Origin of the sequence: Paenibacillus sp. FSL K6-1318, assembly GCF_037976905.1 — a bacterium.
GTDB classification, from domain to species: Bacteria; Bacillota; Bacilli; order Paenibacillales; family Paenibacillaceae; genus Paenibacillus; species Paenibacillus amylolyticus_A.
In genome coordinates, this window is the sequence record NZ_CP150270.1 from 6454051 (window position 1) to 6475494 (window position 21444).

22 protein-coding genes are annotated in these 21444 nt (G+C 47.0%); 12 read left to right on the forward strand and 10 right to left on the reverse strand.

Annotation, left to right across the window (positions count from 1 at the left end; genetic code table 11):
• Window position 1: 1 nt before the first annotated feature.
• Window positions 2–196, reverse strand: a complete 195-nt coding sequence (locus tag NYE45_RS28905; RefSeq protein WP_340014927.1) for a 4-oxalocrotonate tautomerase family protein — start codon at window positions 194–196, stop codon at window positions 2–4.
• A gap of 224 nt (window positions 197–420) precedes the next feature.
• Between NYE45_RS28905 and pepT the strand changes: the two genes are divergently transcribed.
• Window positions 421–1659, forward strand: a complete 1239-nt coding sequence (gene pepT / locus NYE45_RS28910; protein ID WP_340014928.1) for a peptidase T — start codon at window positions 421–423, stop codon at window positions 1657–1659.
• Between the two features lie 126 nt (window positions 1660–1785).
• Here pepT and NYE45_RS28915 read toward each other — a convergent pair whose 3' ends face one another.
• A complete protein-coding gene (locus NYE45_RS28915; RefSeq protein ID WP_062836717.1) occupies window positions 1786–2478 on the reverse strand; it encodes a cyclic nucleotide-binding domain-containing protein in 693 nt (230 codons plus the stop codon).
• 282 nt (window positions 2479–2760) lie between these two features.
• Here NYE45_RS28915 and NYE45_RS28920 point away from each other — a divergent pair, with 282 nt between their 5' ends.
• A complete protein-coding gene (locus NYE45_RS28920) occupies window positions 2761–3600 on the forward strand; it encodes a methyl-accepting chemotaxis protein (RefSeq protein WP_340014929.1) in 840 nt (279 codons plus the stop codon).
• Window positions 3601–3744: 144 nt separating this feature from the next.
• On the opposite strand, the gene NYE45_RS28925 is transcribed toward NYE45_RS28920, so the two are convergent.
• A complete protein-coding gene (locus NYE45_RS28925) occupies window positions 3745–5181 on the reverse strand; it encodes an alanine/glycine:cation symporter family protein (RefSeq protein ID WP_340014930.1) in 1437 nt (478 codons plus the stop codon).
• 247 nt (window positions 5182–5428) lie between these two features.
• Between NYE45_RS28925 and NYE45_RS28930 the strand changes: the two genes are divergently transcribed.
• Complete coding sequence (locus NYE45_RS28930) at window positions 5429–6358, forward strand: response regulator (protein WP_017691637.1); 930 nt, start codon at window positions 5429–5431, stop codon at window positions 6356–6358.
• 172 nt (window positions 6359–6530) lie between these two features.
• On the opposite strand, the gene NYE45_RS28935 is transcribed toward NYE45_RS28930, so the two are convergent.
• Entirely contained in the window at window positions 6531–6707 is a 177-nt protein-coding gene (locus tag NYE45_RS28935; RefSeq protein ID WP_062836713.1) for an aspartyl-phosphate phosphatase Spo0E family protein, read from the reverse strand.
• A 433-nt stretch (window positions 6708–7140) separates the two neighbouring features.
• On the opposite strand from NYE45_RS28935, the gene NYE45_RS28940 reads away from it, so the two are divergent.
• Both NYE45_RS28940 and NYE45_RS28945 read left to right on the forward strand, forming a co-directional pair.
• The gene (locus tag NYE45_RS28940; protein WP_036671640.1) at window positions 7141–7764 is read left to right on the forward strand and encodes a GPR1/FUN34/YaaH family transporter; all 624 of its coding nucleotides are present in this window, start codon (window positions 7141–7143) and stop codon (window positions 7762–7764) included.
• A 204-nt stretch (window positions 7765–7968) separates the two neighbouring features.
• Window positions 7969–8481, forward strand: a complete 513-nt coding sequence (locus tag NYE45_RS28945; protein WP_026081401.1) for an acyl-CoA thioesterase — start codon at window positions 7969–7971, stop codon at window positions 8479–8481.
• 35 nt (window positions 8482–8516) lie between these two features.
• Here NYE45_RS28945 and NYE45_RS28950 read toward each other — a convergent pair whose 3' ends face one another.
• Complete coding sequence (locus NYE45_RS28950) at window positions 8517–9593, reverse strand: anthranilate phosphoribosyltransferase (RefSeq protein ID WP_340014931.1); 1077 nt, start codon at window positions 9591–9593, stop codon at window positions 8517–8519.
• Between the two features lie 18 nt (window positions 9594–9611).
• Window positions 9612–10205, reverse strand: coding sequence for an ANTAR domain-containing protein (locus tag NYE45_RS28955; RefSeq protein ID WP_062836711.1), 594 nt, complete (start codon window positions 10203–10205; stop codon window positions 9612–9614).
• Window positions 10206–10795: 590 nt separating this feature from the next.
• Between NYE45_RS28955 and nirB the strand changes: the two genes are divergently transcribed.
• From nirB to cobA, 4 genes are read left to right on the forward strand one after another with little or no spacing between them, the layout of a single operon-like run.
• Window positions 10796–13237, forward strand: coding sequence for a nitrite reductase large subunit NirB (nirB, locus tag NYE45_RS28960; protein ID WP_340014932.1), 2442 nt, complete (start codon window positions 10796–10798; stop codon window positions 13235–13237).
• Between the two features lie 16 nt (window positions 13238–13253).
• Window positions 13254–13571 (forward strand): nitrite reductase small subunit NirD, encoded by a 318-nt coding sequence (nirD, locus tag NYE45_RS28965; protein WP_074092734.1) that lies wholly within the window; start codon window positions 13254–13256, stop codon window positions 13569–13571.
• 37 nt (window positions 13572–13608) lie between these two features.
• Window positions 13609–14490: a formate/nitrite transporter family protein gene (locus NYE45_RS28970; protein WP_340014933.1), complete on the forward strand. Its 882-nt coding sequence runs from the start codon at window positions 13609–13611 to the stop codon at window positions 14488–14490.
• Window positions 14487–15257 carry a uroporphyrinogen-III C-methyltransferase gene (cobA, locus tag NYE45_RS28975; protein ID WP_340014934.1) on the forward strand — a complete coding sequence of 257 codons (771 nt, stop codon included), beginning with the start codon at window positions 14487–14489 and terminating at the stop codon, window positions 15255–15257. Before NYE45_RS28970 ends, cobA begins: the two co-directional genes overlap by 4 nt.
• A gap of 8 nt (window positions 15258–15265) precedes the next feature.
• Here the strand turns inward: cobA and NYE45_RS28980 are convergent, their stop codons facing one another.
• On the reverse strand, window positions 15266–15904 hold the full coding sequence (locus NYE45_RS28980) for a TetR/AcrR family transcriptional regulator (protein ID WP_340014935.1): 639 nt from the start codon (window positions 15902–15904) through the stop codon (window positions 15266–15268).
• 195 nt (window positions 15905–16099) lie between these two features.
• On the opposite strand from NYE45_RS28980, the gene NYE45_RS28985 reads away from it, so the two are divergent.
• Window positions 16100–16867, forward strand: coding sequence for an SDR family oxidoreductase (locus tag NYE45_RS28985; RefSeq protein WP_340014936.1), 768 nt, complete (start codon window positions 16100–16102; stop codon window positions 16865–16867).
• A 354-nt stretch (window positions 16868–17221) separates the two neighbouring features.
• Here the strand turns inward: NYE45_RS28985 and NYE45_RS28990 are convergent, their stop codons facing one another.
• From NYE45_RS28990 to NYE45_RS29000, 3 genes are all read right to left on the reverse strand, one after another.
• Window positions 17222–17548 (reverse strand): hypothetical protein, encoded by a 327-nt coding sequence (locus NYE45_RS28990; RefSeq protein ID WP_340014937.1) that lies wholly within the window; start codon window positions 17546–17548, stop codon window positions 17222–17224.
• A 100-nt stretch (window positions 17549–17648) separates the two neighbouring features.
• Entirely contained in the window at window positions 17649–18998 is a 1350-nt protein-coding gene (locus tag NYE45_RS28995; protein ID WP_340014938.1) for a HAMP domain-containing sensor histidine kinase, read from the reverse strand.
• Window positions 18998–19675, reverse strand: coding sequence for a response regulator transcription factor (locus tag NYE45_RS29000; protein WP_036612327.1), 678 nt, complete (start codon window positions 19673–19675; stop codon window positions 18998–19000). The genes NYE45_RS28995 and NYE45_RS29000 overlap by 1 nt, the downstream gene beginning before the upstream one ends.
• A 254-nt stretch (window positions 19676–19929) precedes the next feature.
• On the opposite strand from NYE45_RS29000, the gene NYE45_RS29005 reads away from it, so the two are divergent.
• Window positions 19930–20748: a polyphosphate polymerase domain-containing protein gene (locus NYE45_RS29005; RefSeq protein ID WP_340014939.1), complete on the forward strand. Its 819-nt coding sequence runs from the start codon at window positions 19930–19932 to the stop codon at window positions 20746–20748.
• The gene (locus tag NYE45_RS29010) at window positions 20741–21421 is read left to right on the forward strand and encodes a DUF4956 domain-containing protein (RefSeq protein ID WP_062836702.1); all 681 of its coding nucleotides are present in this window, start codon (window positions 20741–20743) and stop codon (window positions 21419–21421) included. The genes NYE45_RS29005 and NYE45_RS29010 overlap by 8 nt, the downstream gene beginning before the upstream one ends.
• Window positions 21422–21444 lie beyond the last annotated feature (23 nt).

Consider the following 21444-nt stretch of genomic DNA (forward strand, 5'->3'; position numbering starts at 1 on the left):
CTTACTTATTGTCCAAATCCGAAAACATTTTTCCATTCTTGCCGTAGTTGTCCTTCTCCAGATCCTCAATGAAAATAAAGACCTTGCTCGGTTCAACATCCAGTGTCTCACAGGCTACCTGAGTCATACGTTCAATCAACTGACGTTTCTGCTCAGTCGTCTTGCCCTCCAGTACCTTAACGGTGATAAATGGCATGTCTTGAACACATCCTTTCTTCATCATTTATTATGAACCTGACGTATGGAAACACAAGTACGTACATTTTTGTGCCTTGGTACCCTTTTTGATACCTAGTCATCCTCATATTTCAGTTCTGCCCCATTCTGGAAATGCCTGCAAAACATGATATGATAACCATAGAGACATACAGGAAATACTATACCCCAAAAGAAATAAATCCAAGCTAGGGAGCGATACCGTTGAAAGATATATTAATTCAAAGACTGAGTACTTATGTTCAGATGGATACCCAATCCGATGAAAATAGCGAGACCTGCCCTTCCACACCCGGCCAACTGGCCTTGGGCAAACTGCTCGTTGAAGAATGTAACTCCATTGGTCTGCAAGAAGTGACGATGGATGAGAATGGTTATGTCATGGCTACACTGCCATCCAATACGGACAAAGATGTTCCCGTGATCGGTTTCCTGGCTCATCTCGATACAGCAACCGACTTCACAGGCAAAAATGTTAAACCGCAGGTTATCGATAACTATGACGGTGCTGACATTGTGCTGAACTCGGAACTGGATGTTGTGCTGTCCAACAAAGATTTCCCGGAACTGCACGAGTATAAAGGCCACACGCTGATCACAACCGACGGTACAACATTGCTTGGTGCAGACAATAAGGCAGGTATTGCCGAGATCATGACGGCGATGGCCTATCTGATTGACCACCCGGAAGTGAAACACGGTAAGATTCGGGTTGCTTTTACCCCAGATGAAGAGATTGGCCGCGGACCGCACAAGTTTGACGTAGCTGCTTTTGGAGCCAAATATGCTTACACCGTCGACGGTGGACCACTTGGTGAGCTGGAATACGAGAGCTTTAACGCAGCTGCCGCTAAAATTACCGTACGAGGCACCAATGTGCATCCCGGAACAGCGAAGGATAAGATGGTGAACTCTCTGAAAATTGCGATGGAATTGAATCGACGGCTGCCTGTAGAGGAAGCTCCTGAATTCACGGACGGTTATGATGGTTTCTACCATCTGCTGTCTTTGGAGGGTGACGTTGAGCTGACGAAGATGAGCTACATCATCCGTGATTTTGACCGGGCAAAATTTGAAGAGCGTAAAACGAATCTGCTCCATATCGCAAACGAACTGAAGACCAAGTACGGAGAGAAAAGCATTACTGTGGAATTGAATGACCAGTACTATAACATGCGTGAGAAAATTGAACCCGTACGCCAGATCGTCGATATTGCCCATGAGGCCATGACCCGACTGGACATCGAACCTGTTATTCGCCCCATCCGGGGAGGAACAGATGGTTCCCAGTTATCTTATATGGGCATGCCAACACCGAATATCTTCACTGGCGGTGAGAACTACCATGGCAAATTCGAATATGTGTCGGTAGACAATATGGTGAAGGCAACCCGTGTCATTGTAGAGATTGCTCAATTGTTCGAGCAACATGGAGATGTCTAATCTGCGTGAAGCGCAGTGTATAAAGAGCACCCTCTGGTATTTTTCCGAGGGTGCTCTTTATTGTGCCGTATTGTGCCGCGTCATGCCCCAAATATATGCACTCTTGGTGTTTATTTCAAAATACCATCACTCATATATATTGCCTCCTGCGATGACACGCAGCTGTTCCAGATCACAGATTATGAGCTTCCGACGCACTTTGCGAATAATATTTCGATCACACAGATCGTGAACGACCCTGTTGAGATGTCTGTAACTAGTGCCCAGCATATCCGCAAGCTCGGTCAGTTTGGAAGTCTGAATCTCTTCCGAGGAGGACTCGTCCTGCTCCATCGTGGACAACAGGTAACTGGCAAATCGACTCTCTACCGGATATAACATATTGAGACTCGAAAGGTTCGAGAAGGTGTACAATTTATGCGTTACTTGACTGAGCATGAAGTGGAGAAATTTAGGATTCTCTGCATATGTATTCTGGAGAACGCGATAGCTGATACCAAGCAGCAGGCTTTTGCTCACAGACTCTACCGTATTATTGGCCTCCTTGCCATTGACCAGCTCCAGATCGCCCACGAGCGCGAGCGGTGTACTGAAACGAAGTAACAGAGACTTACCGTTAGGCAGTGTGGTATAGATTTTGAGCTTACCCTGCACGAGAAAATACAATCGCTCCGGCCGCTCGCCTTTGGCACATATCATCTCGCCCTTCACAGCCTCCAGCAGTCGCAACTCAGCGAGTGCAGACTCGTCCAGCACCTGATCCAATCCATTCTCACGTGCGAGTTGACGCACAAGTCCAAAGTCCATAATTTCTTTCATTCCGACTTCCCCTCCGTTGCCGTATATAACGTATACAAAAGGACATATGTCCCATAATTGATATAGATCCGTACAAATATCTTGATATAAAAATAGTTACAACTAGCACTTATATCCAATAAATCATTTCACATGGAAAATATTTAAAAATTTAATCATAAAATGTTCATTCTTTCATGCAAAATGCCGTTCACGAAAAGCCATTTCCGTCCGATGAAAGATAGAGCATTCCATAGATCGTAAAAATAATTTATTCAGATATTGAAAGGATGAGCATATTCAATGAACGTTGTAGATGCACTGCTTAAAGTAATGCCTTATATTAGTCAGATTCTAAGAGAACCAGCTAGCTTATCCGTATATGATCACGAAAAGGTATTGGAAGTTATAACAACAGATAAATTTGATCTTGGTTTTGAAAAAGGAATGCCACTCTTGGATTCGTTCCAAAACTTTGCCGTCTTGAAAAACGGAAGAGAAGCTACCCTCTCCACTCTCTCCAAAGAGGTTTTTGGTATTGAGCTGGATACGCTGAACATTCCGATCTTTGATGATCAACAAAAAGTCGTTGCCGTTTTCTGTGTGTCTTATGACCAATCTAATCAGAATCAACTTGAAGATATTATACAAGAAAACCAAGCCATCAATGGTAATCTGGTTGATATGGTGCAACACGTTGCTGCTCATGCCGAAGAATTGCAGGCGACCAGTGAGCAGATCCTGCAAAACACACGACTTGCTGTTCAGAACTCTTCCCAAATCAACAAGGTAGCCGGGTTCATTCGCGAAATTTCCGAACAAACCAACTTGCTTGGCCTGAACGCTGCTATAGAAGCTGCCCGCGTTGGTGAAGCTGGTGCTGGCTTTGGTGTGGTTGCATCTGAAGTACGCAAACTCTCTGTAGATGCCAAACAAGCTACAAGTGATATCGATACCAGTCTGAGAGATGTACAACAGGTGATCAAACAGATGGAAGTTGAGGTTTCTCAGATTGCAGCCTCTTCACAGGAACAAGCCACGCTTGTATCTTCCTTCACAGATGTCATCGAGAAGCTCAATGACACGGGCGAGCGTATGAAAGCTCTGTCTGAACAACTGATCAGTTATTCCGTTAAAAATTAATCAAAATATATCTTTGATGAACTTTGGCTAGTGCAAAGATACATTTTATATGTAATAAACAGGACTCGGGTTGCCCATGATGGATAATCCAAGTCCTGTTTATTATGTCCGTTTGGTTATCATTAACCAAATTTAGTTGCAATCTTAATTTGCTACATGTAATGTTTTGTCCCCAATCACTTCTTCTTCGGATTCCCAGCACTCCACTTCACCCGGAATATGGATACGGTCACGGGTAAAGACGGGATCACGTCCTTCGGCCTTTTGCTTCTTATAGTCCTTCAGCGCTTCAAACGTCACCTTGGACAGCATCAGAATCGCAATCAGGTTCACCACCACCATGAGCCCCATGAACAGGTCCGCCAAATCCCATACCAGCTGTACTTTGGCTACCGCACCGAACACCACCATCGCGATAACGCAAATACGGTACACCCACAGCCAAATTTTGTTGGATTTGATAAACTCAATGTTGGTTTCACCGTAGTAATAATTTCCGATTAGCGTACTGAAGGCAAACAGGAACACCATGACCGCCAGGAATCCCGATGCCCATGGACCAATATGTACACTTAAAGCAGCCTGAGTCAATTCAATGCCACCCAGATTGGAACCTTTGTACACCCCGGATAGCAAAATAATCATGGCTGTGCTTGTACATATAACTAACGTATCTGTCAGCACACCAAAAGCCTGAATAAGTCCCTGTTTCACCGGATGTGTTGTATCCGCTGTAGCAGCGGCATTCGGGGCACTACCCATGCCCGCCTCATTGGAGAACAATCCGCGCTTCACACCGTTCATCAGCGCAGCACCCAACGTTCCGCCTGCCACCTGCTCGATGCCGAAGGCATTTTTGACGATCAACGCAATCATGGCCGGAAGCTGGGTTATGTTAGCCAGCACCACAAAAGCCGCTACCCCAATGTACAATACGGCAAGCACAACGACAATGTACTCCGATGCTTTTGCAATCCGTTTGACACCGCCCATAATAATTCCTGCAAATACCACAGCCATAATGATCCCCACCGTTAACCTATCCGTACCGAATGAGTTTTCGAATGCAACGGTAATGGTGTTGGACTGCACCGCATTAAATACCAAGCCGAATGAAAGCGTAATGAGAATAGCAAATAAAATCCCCATCCAGCGCTTCCCCAGCCCACGCTCCATATAATATGCCGGACCCCCGCGGAATCCGCCCTTATCCTTCACTTTATAGATCTGAGCCAGCGTGCTCTCCACAAAACTGGAGGCAGAACCAATAATCGCAATGACCCACATCCAGAATACAGCCCCAGGTCCCCCCAGTGCGATGGCTAGTGCAATACCGGTAATATTGCCTGTGCCTACGCGGGCCGCCATACTAATACAGAATGCCTGAAATGGTGAGATTTTGCCTGGTTCCTTACTTTTCGGCTCTCGAAGCACCTTCACCATATCTCCAATCATGCGGAATTGCATGAATCGGGTCTTGGTGGTGAAGTATATACCACATACTACCAATAGTATAATTAACACTTTGGACCATAGAAAATCATTGAAAATGACGACAATATCTTGTATTGTTTGCTCCATCGGTATGCCCCTTTTATATGGTGTATTTCAAGTACAGAGATGGGTCAGATGAAAAGTTTGTACCATTCTGCACAACACTAGCCCCAGACTTTGGGATGTTACTTATACTACAAGCGCATCTACGAAAATCGACAAATACCTACATGCAATCTCTACAATTATTTTAAAAATGGGCGTTGATCGCCCAATCATTGTCATTTAACCTGACATGTCAGGTTCTATGCAAGCAGGAAAGGAGATGACTGATATGCGTTATTTTATCGTGGATGATGATCCTGGCGTTCGTTCCATGTTGATGGATATTATTGAGGATGAAGGGCTTGGCGATATTGCCGGGGAAGCTGAGGACGGCGCACATATTCACGCGGAACTGTTGGAGCTGCATAAGGTGGATGTACTGCTGATTGATCTGCTGATGCCACAACGGGACGGGATTCAGACTGTCCGGGCGCTTGAAGGAAGGTTCGAGGGCAAGATCGTCATGATCTCCCAGATTGAGTCGAAAAATATGATCGGCGAAGCCTATTCACTAGGCATTGAATATTACATTACAAAGCCGATTAACCGGTTGGAGATACTGTCTGTTCTACGGCTGGTGAGTGAGAGGTTACGGATGCAGCAATCCATCGCAGATATTCAGAGGACATTGCAGGGATTGTCCGGTTTGCATCCTAACGAGCGCACTGCGGCTCCGGTTCCGGACAAAACGATTACTACAGCAGGACATTTCCTGTTGTCCGAGATGGGCATGATCGGCGAAGCCGGCAGCAGAGATCTGCTGGATATGCTCGAATATCTGGAGCAGGTAGAGACAGATGAGCATAAGCTGTCGCCCTATACGTTCCCATCCCTCAAAGACATCTTTCAGAACGTAGCGGTACGCAAGCTGGGAGAGAACGCCTCTCTGGCAGAGGTTAACAAGGAGATCAAGGCATCGGAACAACGTGTCCGCAGAGCCATCTTCCAGACACTCAGCCATGTGGTTTCACTGGGGTTAACGGATTATACACATCCCAAGTTCGAGAACTATGCATCCAAATTTTTCGATTTTACCGAAATCCGCAAGAAAATGCTGGAGCTGCAAAACAATGTGGAGCCTTCCCTGTCCCAGACCCGCATTAATACGAAAAAGTTCGTACAGGTGTTATATCTGGAAGCCAAACGATTGCTGCATTAAGCGTGATGCATGATGGAAACGTTGCAAAACAAACGGGCATGAATATTACGCCGGATGGCACCTCCTTCTTAACTGGAGGCTGTCCATTTCGGCGATATTCATGCCCGTCTGTATGACCAAGCGCTACGATCTATTTCTTCGTTCCGTATATTAAATTAAAATCCATTCGGGTTCAGGACCGTGAATGATTTCGGCTAATTCGGTTATACTCATTAATTAATTCGTCCAATGCCATAGACTGCCGAATCACATCGGGATGTCCAAGACCACCCTTGTTATGCTCTACCAGCATATGAAGGTTATGTCTGGCCTTTTCTATTTTATTTTTCAAATCCAAACTCATAACCATGACCCCTGATACCTCCTTATTCTGTGAACCATTTTAGTTTTTCCTGTCAATCTATAGTTGGATTAACATATGGCATAGGGGACAAGGATGTTTTGTATTCTTCTCCAAATTTTGATAAATACTATTCTATCACACAAGTGCGTATCCGAAAATGGCTGATTTAACGCTATTTTAGCAGTTAATCAAGGGTTCGATTTTATCGTTGTAGCTCATCATTCATAGCCAGAATGGATTGTGTCGTTATTGTGTATATTGAAAAAACAAAAGACTATTGACTTAAAAGGTAATAAAATCCCTTTCCATAACGGGGCCATTCAGGTACAATAGGGCGATGTGTGTGTCCGGACCCGGCGGATACAAATGATGTAATTTAGAGGACGGCCAACGACGGCCATTGATCCTGATTTGATATTATTGGAGGCTTATCATCACCATGCAGACCGATTCACAGACTAAAGTCAAAATTGTTAATGCCGATCCCAGCGCAATGGGATTATTTGGGTTGGCAATTGTAACCCTGGTCGCTTCTTCCCAGAAGCTCGGCATTACAGAAGGACTTAGCTACGCTATTCCTTGGGCAATCTTCCTGGGTGCATTTGCCCAGTTATTCGCATGCATTCAAGATTCCAAACGTAACAATACTTTTGGCACAACAGCTTTTGGCGCTTACGCATTCTTCTGGTTCGCTATGGCTGCCAACTGGATGATCAAAATGGGCGTATTCGGTTCCACGCTTGCTGAACAGGCCGATGGCAAGCAGCTCGGATTTGCTTTTGCCGGATACCTGGTGTTCACCCTATTCATGACGATCGGTGCTATTGAAGCGAATAAAGTATTGCTTATCATCTTCATTTTGATTGACTTCCTGTTCCTTGGCTTGACCTTTGACGCTTTCGGCGTAGCTCCTCACATTTTCCACACCATTGCAGCATACGCTGAACTGGCGATCGGAATTGTGTCCCTGTATGGTACAGGCGCTTCGGTACTGAATGCTCACTTCGGTTATGCGTTCTTGCCGATCGGCAAACCGTCCGGCATTTTCAAACCCAAGGCTTAATATACAGCAGTAAACCGCCAGCGCGCCGGTCCGCGCCTGGCGGTTTTTTTGCAGTCTGACTTCATTTGAATATGTAACTGACCGACACCTATACTAGGGATAATAGACCAAAATAGACCCTGTAACACATGAAATATCACAGCAGCCATACTGTAAGGAGGAAAAAGCATGAGAGAGATACCGAAACCAACGGAGATGGATCAGGTGGAGAAAAAATATGTACGCGAAACGCGTTGTTTCAAGACGGCACGGGTGTTCCCAACCGATGTCAACAATCATAATACACTATTCGGCGGCAAACTGATGTCCTACATTGATGATATTGCATCCATCGCCGCTTCCAAGCTATGCCGGGTCAATACCGTAACGGCTTCCACAGACTCTGTCGATTTCCTGTACCCGATTAACCCGACGGATTCGGTGACACTTGAATCGTTCGCGTCCTGGACAGGACGAAGTTCCATGGAGATTTTTGTGAAGGTAATCCGCGAGGATCTGAAGACGGGAGAGAAGAAAATTGCGGCAACCGCATTTCTGACCTTTGTGGCTCTGGACGAAAATAATCGCAAACTGATCGTACCCCGCATTATCCCGGAGACGGAAGAAGAGAAGAAACTATACGAGACCGCTCCGGATCGGGCGGCCATGCGGAAACAACGGCGGGAAGAGAGCAAGAAATTCGCTGACTTCCTAACCGTAACTTATCCTTGGGAATAAGAACACATTAAATAATCCCAATGTTGCACAAAAGGTTATCTGGACGATGCCGGATAGATGGACACTGCTCTGCTATCCGGCAGTTCGCCACCCATGGAGACACACCATTGCTGATAGATGCGATACGCTGAACCACTCTCCAGCAGCCCCTGACAAGTGTATATGCCCTCTTCGATGGAATTGACACGCCCCGCTGCGTACAAGCGGAACCCCCCATTTAACAATACCTGATTCACAAAAGCAATATGACCGTCGCCACTTAACACACTTTCCGCCACTTCAAGCTGCTTGGCAGCCGTCCAGACCAGTTCCGGCACAGGCATATCCAGTTCGTAGGCTGCAGGATCAACCAGTTCCAGCTTCATATCACCGTCTTCCACGGCATATACGCGGGTTGGCCGATCAATGTACAGATCCTCAGACCCTTCCATTCCCTGTACCACATAAGCACGGCGATAGTTAAACCGGGTGAGCAACTTCGCAATCCGATCCAGAAAGGTATTATGAAACACACCGAACACCAGATACGGTGAATGGTTATAATCGATGAGTTTCTCTGCCGTGTTAAACACCGTGCGGAAACCCAGCTCTTCCCGTAACGGACGAAGCTTGCGAAGAGGCTCGCACCATTCCTCGGAGGATACATACATGACGCCGGAACGCAACGCAGCCCCACGGGCATCTTCCCGATCCATTTTACGTGTGTCAATTCCCGCTTCCTTTAACAGAACCGACAGCGTAACTCCCCACTTGGGTGGTAAAGGATCGCTCCCATGTAAAGTCACCGGCAACCCGGCCGATGCGAGTACAAATGCAACCGGAAATGTAGCCATGAACGACTTTGTCCGTCCGTCATATGGACCAGCACAGTCCAATCCGTTCTGAAATACGGAGAACCGTTCCGCGCTGTTACGGCACGCATGAACAAAGGCTTCCAGTTCCTCGACGTTTTCCATTTTCATTCGTTCAGCCATTAGAAACGCAGCCGTCTGGGCAGGGGAAACCTCCTGTTTCAGGATTTTCTCTGCAACCGTCAGTGCCTCTGTATAATTCAGATCACGTGAGCCTCTTTTCCCACGTCCGACCTCTCGGAGTATCTGAGACATATCCATGGAGAATCCTCCTTCCAATTAAGACTGGAGCAGTTGATGTGCCTTCACAATCGCTGTAGCTACATCGACCATCCGTTTGCGTTCATCCATCGCTTTCTTACGTAACAGGTCATAGGCTTCAGCCTCGGAGATCTGCTTTAGATCACTAAGGATAGCCTTTGCCATATCAATCCACTTTCGATCCTCCAGCCTGGATTGCAACTGCTTCCGTTCCTGCTCCCACTGTTTGCGTTCCATGTAGCGCCGGGCTGCAAAGTGAAGAGTCCAGTGAATCTCAGGCCCGGTCATGGATGGTGTAAGTATTCCATCAAGTGAGGTTTCGACCTCGCAGGATTCTGCGGAGGAAGAGGCCGTATCTGGCGCACACCACCAGAGCAGCGGGGTATCCGATTTCCCCTTTCCCAGGCAGTTGCCCCAGTATTCCACATCAGTCAGGGATAGGTGCAAAATGGATGCTTCCGCCTCACGAGCCAACTTCAGCGCTTCCGTTTCACTACCTGCCACCTGTACATGGTACCCGTTTGCTCCCAGCAGCCTCTCCGGTGTCAGAGGGATTGCATCGGATGAGGCAGCTATCGTTGGTTGTACACGGATGACCAATAAAGATCGCATGATGGATCAATCCCTCCCTATTACGTATAGTCAGAGTCCATAAAATTTAAGGCGTTAATACATGAAAGCAATAAATGTGTTATATTACCTAACAAAAAGCAGGTAGTAACGATTTTTCGTCTTGATTTTAAATTTCGAATTATCGTTTCACGCCTCATCACCCTGTAATAAAAAAGGGTAAAACACCTTACATGGCACCTTTTCTACAATATTCATTGTATCCGGTATGCCAACTTCATCTAAATTCTTCATTCATATGAAGATATACTCGTAAAACTTCGTCGTCCATTCGATATTCCAATAAACTCATGTAAACATAATTAACTTTAAATTTCAAATACTTTTTTATGTTAACTATATTGACATGGGTAGATGGATCTTTTATAGTTAAGCCATAACAACTCCATATTTGAATCGATCACAGTTACAACGGCGTAGCTGGTTGAAACGGCAATGAAGCCTGTTTTGCAATCTCGGAGCAAGGGATGCGTATGTATATGCGCAGTCCTCCGAGGCATAACAGGCTTTTTCGATTTTAGAGACAAGGTTTTGAGGCAGTTTGCAGAATGGACCTAAGGGGGCTAATCATAATGAGTACAACGAAAAAACTGGTGCTGGTCGGTAATGGCATGGCGGGAATCCGCACAATTGAACATATCCTTAAGCTTGCTCCGCATGCTTATGAAATTACAGTCTTCGGTGCAGAACCGCATCCCAACTACAACCGTATCATGCTATCCTCTGTATTGGCTGGCGGAACATCCATCGAAGATATCGTAATTAATGAGTGGAGCTGGTACGAAGATAACGGCATTCGGGTGTACCCGGGTGACCCGGTCGTTCAGATCGATGCCGAGCGCAAGGAAGTTGTATCTCAGAATGGTATACGTGCATCCTATGATGAACTGATTATGGCAACGGGCTCACAGGCATTCATCCTTCCACTTCCCGGTGCTAATAAGGAAGGCGTTATCGGCTTCCGTGATATTAAAGACTGCGAGACCATGATGGAAGCATCGCAGAAGTATCGCAAAGCTGCCGTCATTGGAGGCGGATTGCTAGGACTGGAAGCAGCGCGGGGGCTGCTCAATCTGGGCATGGACGTCACGGTCATTCATATTAACGGTCATCTGATGGACCGGAATCTGGATCTCCCGGCAGGCCTGATGCTCCAGCGGGAGCTTGAAGAGCAGGGCATGAAGTTTCTTTTGAACAAACATACCGAAGAAATCACAGGCAAACAACGGGTAAAAGCCATTCGTTTTACCGATCAAACGGTGCTTGAAGCGGATCTGGTTGTCATGGCTGTCGGGATTCGTCCTCAGATTGAACTGGCTCGCAATACTGGCCTCGACGTGAATCGAGGAGTCATTGTAGATGATTATATGCATACCAGTATTCCTGGTATCTCTGCCGTCGGCGAATGTGCAGAACACCGCGGTATTGCCTACGGACTGGTTGCTCCATTATATGAACAAGGTATGGTGCTCGCGAAACGTCTGGCTGGTGCGGCAACCGAAGGATACGAAGGTTCAGTCACTTCTACCAAGCTGAAAGTATCTGGTGTGGACGTATTCTCTGCCGGACAATTCAAAGACGCTGCGGACACTCGCAGCATTCGTATTCAGGATGACGTCGATGGCGTGTACAAAAAGATGGTGATCAAAGACGGACAGCTGATTGGAGCTGTACTGTTCGGGGATACCACAGATGGCGCTTCTCTATTTTCCCTCATTAAGAGTGGTGAGAACATCAGCGGTCGTGAGAAAGAAATTTTGCTCGGCGTACCTTCCGGTGGTTCAGGCTCAGGTCCATCTGTCGCAGAACGCATGGCAAGTATGCCAGATGATGAGATCGTCTGCGGATGTAACGGTGTTACCAAAGCTTCCATTGGAGATGCTGTGCTGAATAAAGGCTGTAACACCCTCGGTGCAATTAAATCCTGTACCAAAGCCTCGGCTTCTTGCGGTGGATGCAAACCCATTATCGAAAACCTGCTCACGTATTATGCTGGTGATAATGTAGGCGAACAAACCAAAGAAGGCATCTGTGGCTGCACATCCTATGATCGGGATGAGATTGTTGCACAGATCAAGGAAATGGGTCTCAAAAGCGTTAAAGAAGTCATGAACGTTCTCGGTTGGAATGAGCCAGAAGGCTGCTCCAAGTGTCGTCCTTCCCTGAACTATTACCTCGGTATGATCTGGCCGGCTGAATATGCAGATGAGCGTGTATCCAAATTCACCAATGAACGTTATCACGCCAACATCCAGAAGGACGGTACCTATTCCGTTATTCCACGGATCTATGGTGGTGTCACATCCCCGGCGGAATTGATCAAGATTGCGACTGTCGCAGAGAAATACGATGTGCCATTGGTAAAATTCACGGGTGGACAACGACTCGATCTGCTCGGTGTACAAAAGGAGAACCTGCCGAAGATCTGGGAAGAGCTCGATATGCCTTCCGGTTTCGGTTATGGCAAGGCGCTGCGTACAGTGAAGACTTGTGTAGGTAATACGTTCTGCCGATTCGGCACACAGGACTCCATTGAGATGGGTATTCGTCTGGAGAAAAAACTCGACAAAATGGTTGCTCCAGCCAAAGTGAAGCTCGCTGTTTCCGGATGTCCGCGGAACTGTGCAGAAGCGACCATCAAGGATCTGGGTGTTGTCGCGATTGATGGTGCATGGGAGATTCATGTTGGCGGTAACGCCGGAGTCAAGGTTCGTGCAGCCGAGCTACTCTGTACGGTGAAGACCGATGCGGAAGTGGAAGAGTGGACTTACTCTTACCTGCAATATTATAGAGAGAACGCTAAATGGAATGAGAGAACAGCGGCATGGATTGAACGGGTAGGTCTGGATCATGTGAAGGAAGCTTTGGCGGATCGGGATGTACGTCTCGCTCTGGTCGAACGTCTGGAAGTTACACTGGGTCACACCGTTGATCCTTGGAAAGAGATCATTGAAGATGAGAAATTGCGTAAAAACTTCACCCCACTGTCCGGTGCCGAGCCGGTAACTCACTAGAAGCGGAGGAACAGCGATGAACAAATTCCGGATTGGACACCTTGCGGATATTGATGAAAAGGGAGCACGGACCTTCCTGATACAGGATACCGAAATTGCAGTCTTCAAATTGAGTGACGGAAGTCTGCACGCCGTCGAGAATCGCTGCCCTCACAAGGGCGGCAAGCTGTCGGAAGGCATGGTGTGCGGGACAGCGGTTCATTGTCCTTTGCATGATTGGAAGATTGATCTGCGTAACGGTAAGGTACACGAGCCAGATGAAGGCTGCTTGAATACCTACAAAACCGAAGTGGACGGCAATAGCGGAGAAATCTACATCACAATTGCGGGTTAAAGGCTAGAGATACCCTGACATCAAGGAGGCGTGCGCTATGGATTTTGTTAAACCTGCAGAAGTGCTGCAATCGATGGTCGAAGCTGGTGAGAGCAAAGCCAGAATGAACCGGGTACAGATGCTGATCCGCGGTTTTCTGGCAGGGGCTATTCTCGCCTTTGCAACCACACTGGCATATACCGCTGTATCTCAAACTTCCGTTGGTTTGGCAGGTGCACTAATATTCCCAGCGGGATTCGTCATTATTATTTTGCTGGGTCTTGAATTGGTGACAGGAAACTTTGCGATGCTTCCACTCGCAGTGTTGAAACGTAGAATTACATGGATGGATATGCTCCGGAATTATTTCTGGGTGATCACAGGTCATCTAATCGGATGTGCATTCTATGCTCTGTTATACGGACTGACCATTACGAAGATGGGTACGGATATGAGCAACCCTCTAATTCAAACGCTGATCCAGACCAGTGAAACCAAAACATTGGGATATCAGCATCTGGGCGGAGCAGGTATTGTTCTGGTCATTATCAAAGCGATTCTATGTAACTGGATGGTCACACTCGGGGCAGTGATGGCGATGACGTCCACTTCAACACTGGGTAAAATCGTAGCGATGTGGTTGCCCATTACGATATTTTTCGCCCAAGGTTTTGAACATGCTGTGGTGAACATGTTCGTCATCCCGGCAGGTATGATGCTCGGTGCACAGGTTAGTATCGCTGACTGGTGGCTGTGGAATCAGATCCCGGTGTTGGTGGGCAACCTCATTGGCGGAGCTGTATTTACAGGCCTCGGTCTGTATGCCGCTCACCACTGGGGAAATCCAGTGAAGCTCTCGTCCAAACTGGAAACTATTCAGGGTGGTCGTTCAGGATTGGCAAGTTCCGATGTTGCACCCAAATTGGGGACACGATCATGAGCCGGGGCCTGGTTAGTATTGTTGGCGCTGGTCCTGGAGATCCGGATCTGATTACGGTAAAAGCCTTGAAACGTATTCAGTCCGCAGATGTCATTATGTATGATCGGCTTGTGAATGATCAATTGCTCGCTGAGGGTCGTGAAGGAGCACTCCGCATCTATTGCGGCAAGGCTCCAGGCCTTCACTCCATGAGTCAGGAGATGATTGGACGGATGCTTGCTGCACACGCAGCAGAAGGCAAACAAGTCGTACGACTCAAGGGTGGCGATCCGTTCATCTTTGGCCGTGGTGGTGAAGAAGCGCTTGTGCTGGCAGAAGCAGGGATTGCATTTGAAATCATTCCCGGCATCACGTCAGCTGTAGGTACGTCCGCTTCCTCCCTTATTCCCTTAACCCATCGTGGCATTGCTTCATCCTTCGCATGTGTCACGGGAACCGGCAGTGATGGAAGTGTATCTTCGGTTCGCTGGGACTTGCTCGCTCATAGTGTAGATACTTTGGTCATCTACATGGGCATTAGCCAACTACCCCAGATTCAACATGAATTGCTTCGCCATGGCAAAAGTGGAAGCACACCCGCAGCTTTAATCGAACGGGGAACCACTTCGGAGGAACGGATTATTACCGGCACACTTGCCGAACTCCACTCCCTCGCCAAGTCGCATCAAGTGAATAATCCGGCATTAATTATGGTCGGAGAGTCGGTCCTGGTCCGCGAGCAGCTACTTCAGATGCAGCAGGCCGCTAATGCCTCCATGACAGGGTAATCCGGCACCTAATCCAACAGCATACGCTCATGAATAGTCCGACCCTTCTGCCCTGGTTCAATCAGCAGACGGGTCGGTTTGATGTTAATTAGCGCCGTAAGCTGCTCTCCCATATAATGCGCAGAATACTTGAATCCAATCTCCGCCCAATGCATGATCACTCCCACCGTAGCAGATACCAGATAACTTAACATGATGTCGTAATTAATGGTTTGCTCGCTATCTTCGGTCACCAATACAAAATCCTCGGTTAAATACGTTCTAAACATATTACACAGCCGGGAGCTCATATCTGAATGCATCGTGATTAATGCACGGAAAATATCCTGATGGGCCTCAATATATTCAAATACAGGCATCGTGGATGGCAGCAATGCAGTCATGTCCACTTCTTTGAGCTGTGCATACGGTTCTGCGTAAGCTTGCCCCACTCCCTGCATGAAATCATCCAGAATGAACTGCAACAACTCCGGTTTGCCGGGAAAATGTAAATAGAAAGTTCCCCGGTTGTAATCGGCCCGTTCCGTAATATCCCGGATTGTGAGGGCTTCTGCCCCCTTCTCTAATATCAAAGAAACCGCCGCAGCGATGATCGCATCCTGCGTTCTTCGTGCTCTCCGGTCCTGAGGATGTTCAATGATCAACATTTTCGCCTCCTTTGTTCATTATTGTAAACTAAATGAACACCGCTTACACCACTGTCCGATAGCTGACATATGCGATGTCAATGATTATTGTCACACGGCTATGTATATCTTAACATTGAGACAGGAAAGATAGACGACAGGTTGAAACTTTTTTTAAGAAATACCTGCCAATAAAGAATAAGGAGCGAGTATATCATGAGTACATCGTATACACATACAGCCGTTATTACAGGAGCAGCCGGGGGCATTGGTAAAGAATTGGCACGCCGCCTCGCAGAGCGCAAAATCAATCTGGTTTTGGTGGATCTGAATGAAGAAGCCATCCAGCAAACGATCACTGATCTGAACCTCGACAAAGAGCACGTAATTGCCGTAAAAGCGAACGTATCTCAGGAAGCAGACGTGAAAAACTATGTGCAAAAAGCACTGGATGCATTTGGCCGAATCGATTATTTTGCCAACAACGCCGGGATTGAAGGTCCAACAGGACTGATCGAAGACCTGAGTGTTGAAGCACTCGATACGGTCTATAATGTCAACATTCGTGGGGTATTCCTCGGTCTGCAGAACGTCATTCCAGTGATGAAAAAACAAAAATCCGGTGCGATTCTTAATACCTCTTCCCTCGCGGGCCTGATGGGTGCACCTGCTGTATCTCCATATATTATGTCCAAACATGCCGTGGTTGGTCTCACGCGTACCGCTGCCAATGAACTCGCACCTTATAATATCCGGGTGAACGCCGTATTGCCAGGCACAATCAACACACGTATGATGCGCCAGATCGAGGCGAATTCCGGTAACGTGGAAGATTACCAATCTGCTACGGTATCTGCCATTCCACTAGGCCGTTATGGCGAACCAGAAGAAGTCGCTGCGGTAATGAACTTCCTGTTGTCCGAAGAAGCATCCTATGTCACAGCTTCCCTCTACACTGTAGATGGCGGCATGATGGGTCAATAAGAAGCTGTATATGGTAGGAATAATAGGGATGACTGTACTCATAGCGAGACTCGACAAATGATCCTATAGTAGTTCGGTCCGATAGACTTCAAGTCCATCCTTATAAAAGTTATACCGACAGGTGTTCCCGAAGGAATGCCTGGTCGCTACAATCTAAAAAAGGCCTCAACACCACAGTATTGTGGAGTTGAGGTCTTTTTTATAGTACAACACTTGCCATGCATTAGGCCGCATCTGTGAAAATGTACTTTTGAAAAGCCAGTTAACGCCTCGTTGCATCTCGTGATCACTCTAACGAGCGAGAAATACCCGAATAGCGCGTATCAGGTTCGTTAGATTTTGCCTACGCCGAACTTAATCTACGTATCCCGCGTGACCCTTGTCCATCAAGTAGTCCATTTCAGCATCCAGAATGCTTTCCACGGTCAACTCATCCAGCTTCACATCTTTGCGACTAAGGATGTAGTCCGCCAGATCATCGCCATCAATATCGACATCATTGCCTTTGGCATTCTCATGCGCCTTGTTGATGTACGCTTGCTCATGCTTCAGCACAAGAGCGATATTCGCCTGGCTTGCCTTCGTTTTATCTGCAATATACTGCATCATTTCTTGTTCATTAATTGCGTTTGCTTCTGCCACGTTCAGTTCATCTCCTTGATTCATACATACTGTTGCCATTGTAGCATAGGTTAACCCATTACAGGCAGAACTTATGCCTGAAGAACAATTATAGAGTGGTAGCGAAGGGTTAGTGTGGAGCTAGATCATCAATCCGCCCCTACGACAATCGCACGTAAAATGTAGCACCCTCTCCGACCACGCTTCGAGCATACACCTCTCCTTTGTGCTGATCCACAATGGAACGAGCAATGGCCAGACCCAGACCATGCCCACCATGCTTGCGGGCTCTTGACGAATCCGTACGATAGAATCGATCAAAGATCCGGTCCAGGTGTTCCGGTGCAATGCCTTCCCCTGTGTTGGACACGGCCAGCATAACATCATTATTCTGTCTCTGGAGCGTAACGTTTACGGACCCTTTGGGACCGGAATACTTCACAGCATTATCGAGCAGGATCAGAATGACCTGTTTGATCTGTTCACTGTTCCCATGAACCGTAAGATTGGGCTCAATGTTGTAATCGAGGGAGATGTTTTTCTCAAATATAACGGCCTCCATCGGCAAAATAATACTCTCTACCGCATCGCTCATATTAAACTTCGCATGAATCATCGTGGAACGCGAGTCATCCATCTGAGTCAGATAGAGCAGATCATTCGTAAGTCCCGTCATGCGCTCGGTTTCCGACTTGATATAGTGCAGCCACTTCGCCTGGTTCGCTATGGTATCCTCCTGATTTGCCAGAAGCACGTCGGCATTCGTATTAATGATCGCCAGAGGTGTCTTCAGCTCATGTGAAGCATCTCCGATGAATTGTTTTTGTTTCTCAAACGCTTCTCTGACTGGCGCAATGGAGCGATTGGCAAAATAACGGCTCAAGAAGTAGATCACAATCAGCATCACCAGTCCGACAACTGCAAAGGTATAGATCAGATTCGTAAGAATACCTTGTTGTGCCGTCACATCAATGAATACGATCATATGCCCATCACCGCTCGGATCAACCACATAGGCCCAGTCCGTTCCATCCAACGCAAATTGCCCCGTCTGCCGTTCCGAATCACCAACTTTATTCTGGTCAACCTTTTGCAGTGCCTCGGTGTAGAACGTATCTTCCATATCAAATCGGGAATGCGTATCCGTAATCTTCCACTGGTCATCCGTCTTGATCATAAATGAAACGGAACGTGCCGGAGGTGAGTTGGGATCCCCTCCCGGGCCTCCATTATTACCACCCATGGCATCGGAGGGCAATGAATCTGAACCTGCGCCTGTACTTGAACCTGTACCAGAACCTGTCCCCATCCCCCCATCTTCCCCACGCGGCATCTTGGATGAATTATAAGGACTGTGGTAGAAATCAGACACCTTGTACAGCTCCATACTCGTCTCACGTTGCACATTCTGGTACGTAATTGTATAGATCGTCGCAAATGCCACCAGCATCATAATGGAGATGGACACCAGATTCACGATCAGGAATCGATTTCGAAGTTTCTTGAACATCAGGACGTCACCTCAAGTACATACCCCACACCCCGAATTGTGTTAATGCGGACGGCAGAGTTCAGGAAGGTTAATTTTTTGCGTAAAAAAGAGATATATACTTCCACATTGTTATACTCCACTTCCGAATCAAATCCCCATAACTTCTCTATAATCTGCTCTTTGGAGGTAATCGCCTGCTTGCGGGCAATCAACAGCTCCAGCAGTTCATTCTCCTTCAGATTCAGCTTGATCTCCTTACCCTGTACGCTCAGCTTCAACTGGGTTGTATTCAGCTCAATGTCGCCAAACTTCAGTCCATCCTCGGGAACCACTTCGCCCTTCCGTCGTAAGGCTGCTCGTATCCGGGCCAGCAATTCTTCTGTGGCAAAAGGCTTGGCGATATAATCATCGGCACCATAATCGAGGCCTGTGACTTTGTCCGATAGTTCACCTTTCGCAGTAAGCAGAATGACAGGCGTATGATTGCCTTCACTGCGAAGTTTCTTCAGGACGGTGATCCCGTCCATCTCCGGCATCATGATGTCGAGTAGTAACAGGTCGTAGATGCCGCTCTGCGCATAATCCAGTCCTGATCTGCCGTCGTGGACCATGTCCACGGAGTAATTGTTTTTTTTCAAAATCTGCGATACAGCCTCTGCCAAATGAACCTCATCTTCCGCAATTAATATTCTCATGCTCTATTCATTCCTCTGCTTGAATTATTCGTCTTCATTAAACTCTTTATGATATCACCTATTCTACCAATTAAACCTTGAATCAATCTTAATTCATTTTGTGCATGCGAACTATTATAGGAAGGTAAAAAAATGTTAACGCAATGTAAAACCATTTAAGATTCATTCAAGGTTGGGGCTCTAAGATACAGACATGGAAGCAATACACGATGCAACAAAACATACAACCCACCAACGAAAGGACTGAGTGCCACATGGCTATTGAAGTATTCAACCGATATGAGAGCAAGTACCTTCTGACGGATGAGCAGTATGCACACTTTTACAATGACCTGCTGAAATACATGGAGCTGGATGCCTACAACAAGAAACATGAGTATTACTCCATCAGCAACCTGTACTTCGACACTCCGCAGGATTCGCTGATCCGCGCCAGTCTCTCCAAACCGAAATACAAGGAAAAGCTGAGACTGCGGGCTTATGGAATACCTGAAGAGAATGCCAAAGTGTATCTGGAGATCAAAAAGAAAGTATTCGGCCTGGTGAACAAGCGCAGAACCGCCTTGAAGCTGGATGAAGCCTACGAATTCGTTCGTTCGGGACAGGCGCCGGAGCTGGCGGATTACATGAACAAGCAGGTTGTCGAAGAGATCAAATATTTCCTTCGCCTCTACGACCTGGAACCTAAAGTGTATCTGGCGTATGAACGAAAAGCGCTCTTCGACAAGAACAGCCGGGATCTTCGCATTACCTTTGACACCAACATTCGCAGCCGCAGATACGATCTGAAGCTGGAACAGGGAGATTACGGTGAACCACTGGTGAAGGACGGTCGATGGCTGATGGAAGTAAAAGCCGAGAAAACCGTTCCGCTGTGGTTGTCGCAACTGCTCTGTGAGCATGGTCTCTACCGCACCGGATTCTCCAAATACGGCAACGAGTACAGACATCTGGTGAGAACGACCAACCTGAATTACCAGACGGAGCGCATGCTTGTGCCAGGTACCGATTTCAACCCATCCATAGAACAAGATAAAACGATTATAGAAAGAGAGCGTGTCCTATATGCTTGATTCACTGTTTAGTTCAGCCCTAACCGATACCAACCTGACGTTTAACAACGCAGTCATCACCATTGGTCTTGCCATCATTCTGGGATTGGTCATCAGCCTTACCTACATGAAGACTAACCAAAGCACATACTCCCAGAGCTTCACCTTAACGATGGTCGTCCTGCCCGTCATTGTCGCCATCATCATCCTGCTGATCGGCAGCAACATCGCACGAGCTTTCAGCTTGGCAGGTGCCTTCTCGATCATCCGATTCCGAAGTGCCCCTGGTGATCCAAAAGACATTGCTTACGTATTGTTCACGATGGCTTCCGGTCTTGCCTGCGGTGTAGGCGCTTTTGGATACGCGGTGCTGTTCACCATTATCCTGTGTGTACTGATGTTTGTTCTGAGTCGCTTCAACTTCGGCGGCAAGAAAAGTCAGCTGAAAACGCTAAAAGTCACCATTCCCGAAAACTTAAGCTATGAAGAAGCCCTTAATGAAGTGTTCCATAAATTCAACGTACCTTTTGATCTGAAAAAAATCAGAACCACTGAACTCGGCAGTCTGTATGAGCTGGTCTACAGTGTAACCATTCACGAAAGTGTTAGCCAAAAGGAATTCCTCGATGCGATCCGTACACGGAACGGCAACCTGGATATTTCGTTAACCATGAGTCCAACAACGGAATATTAATTTTTAAATTGAAGGGAACGATC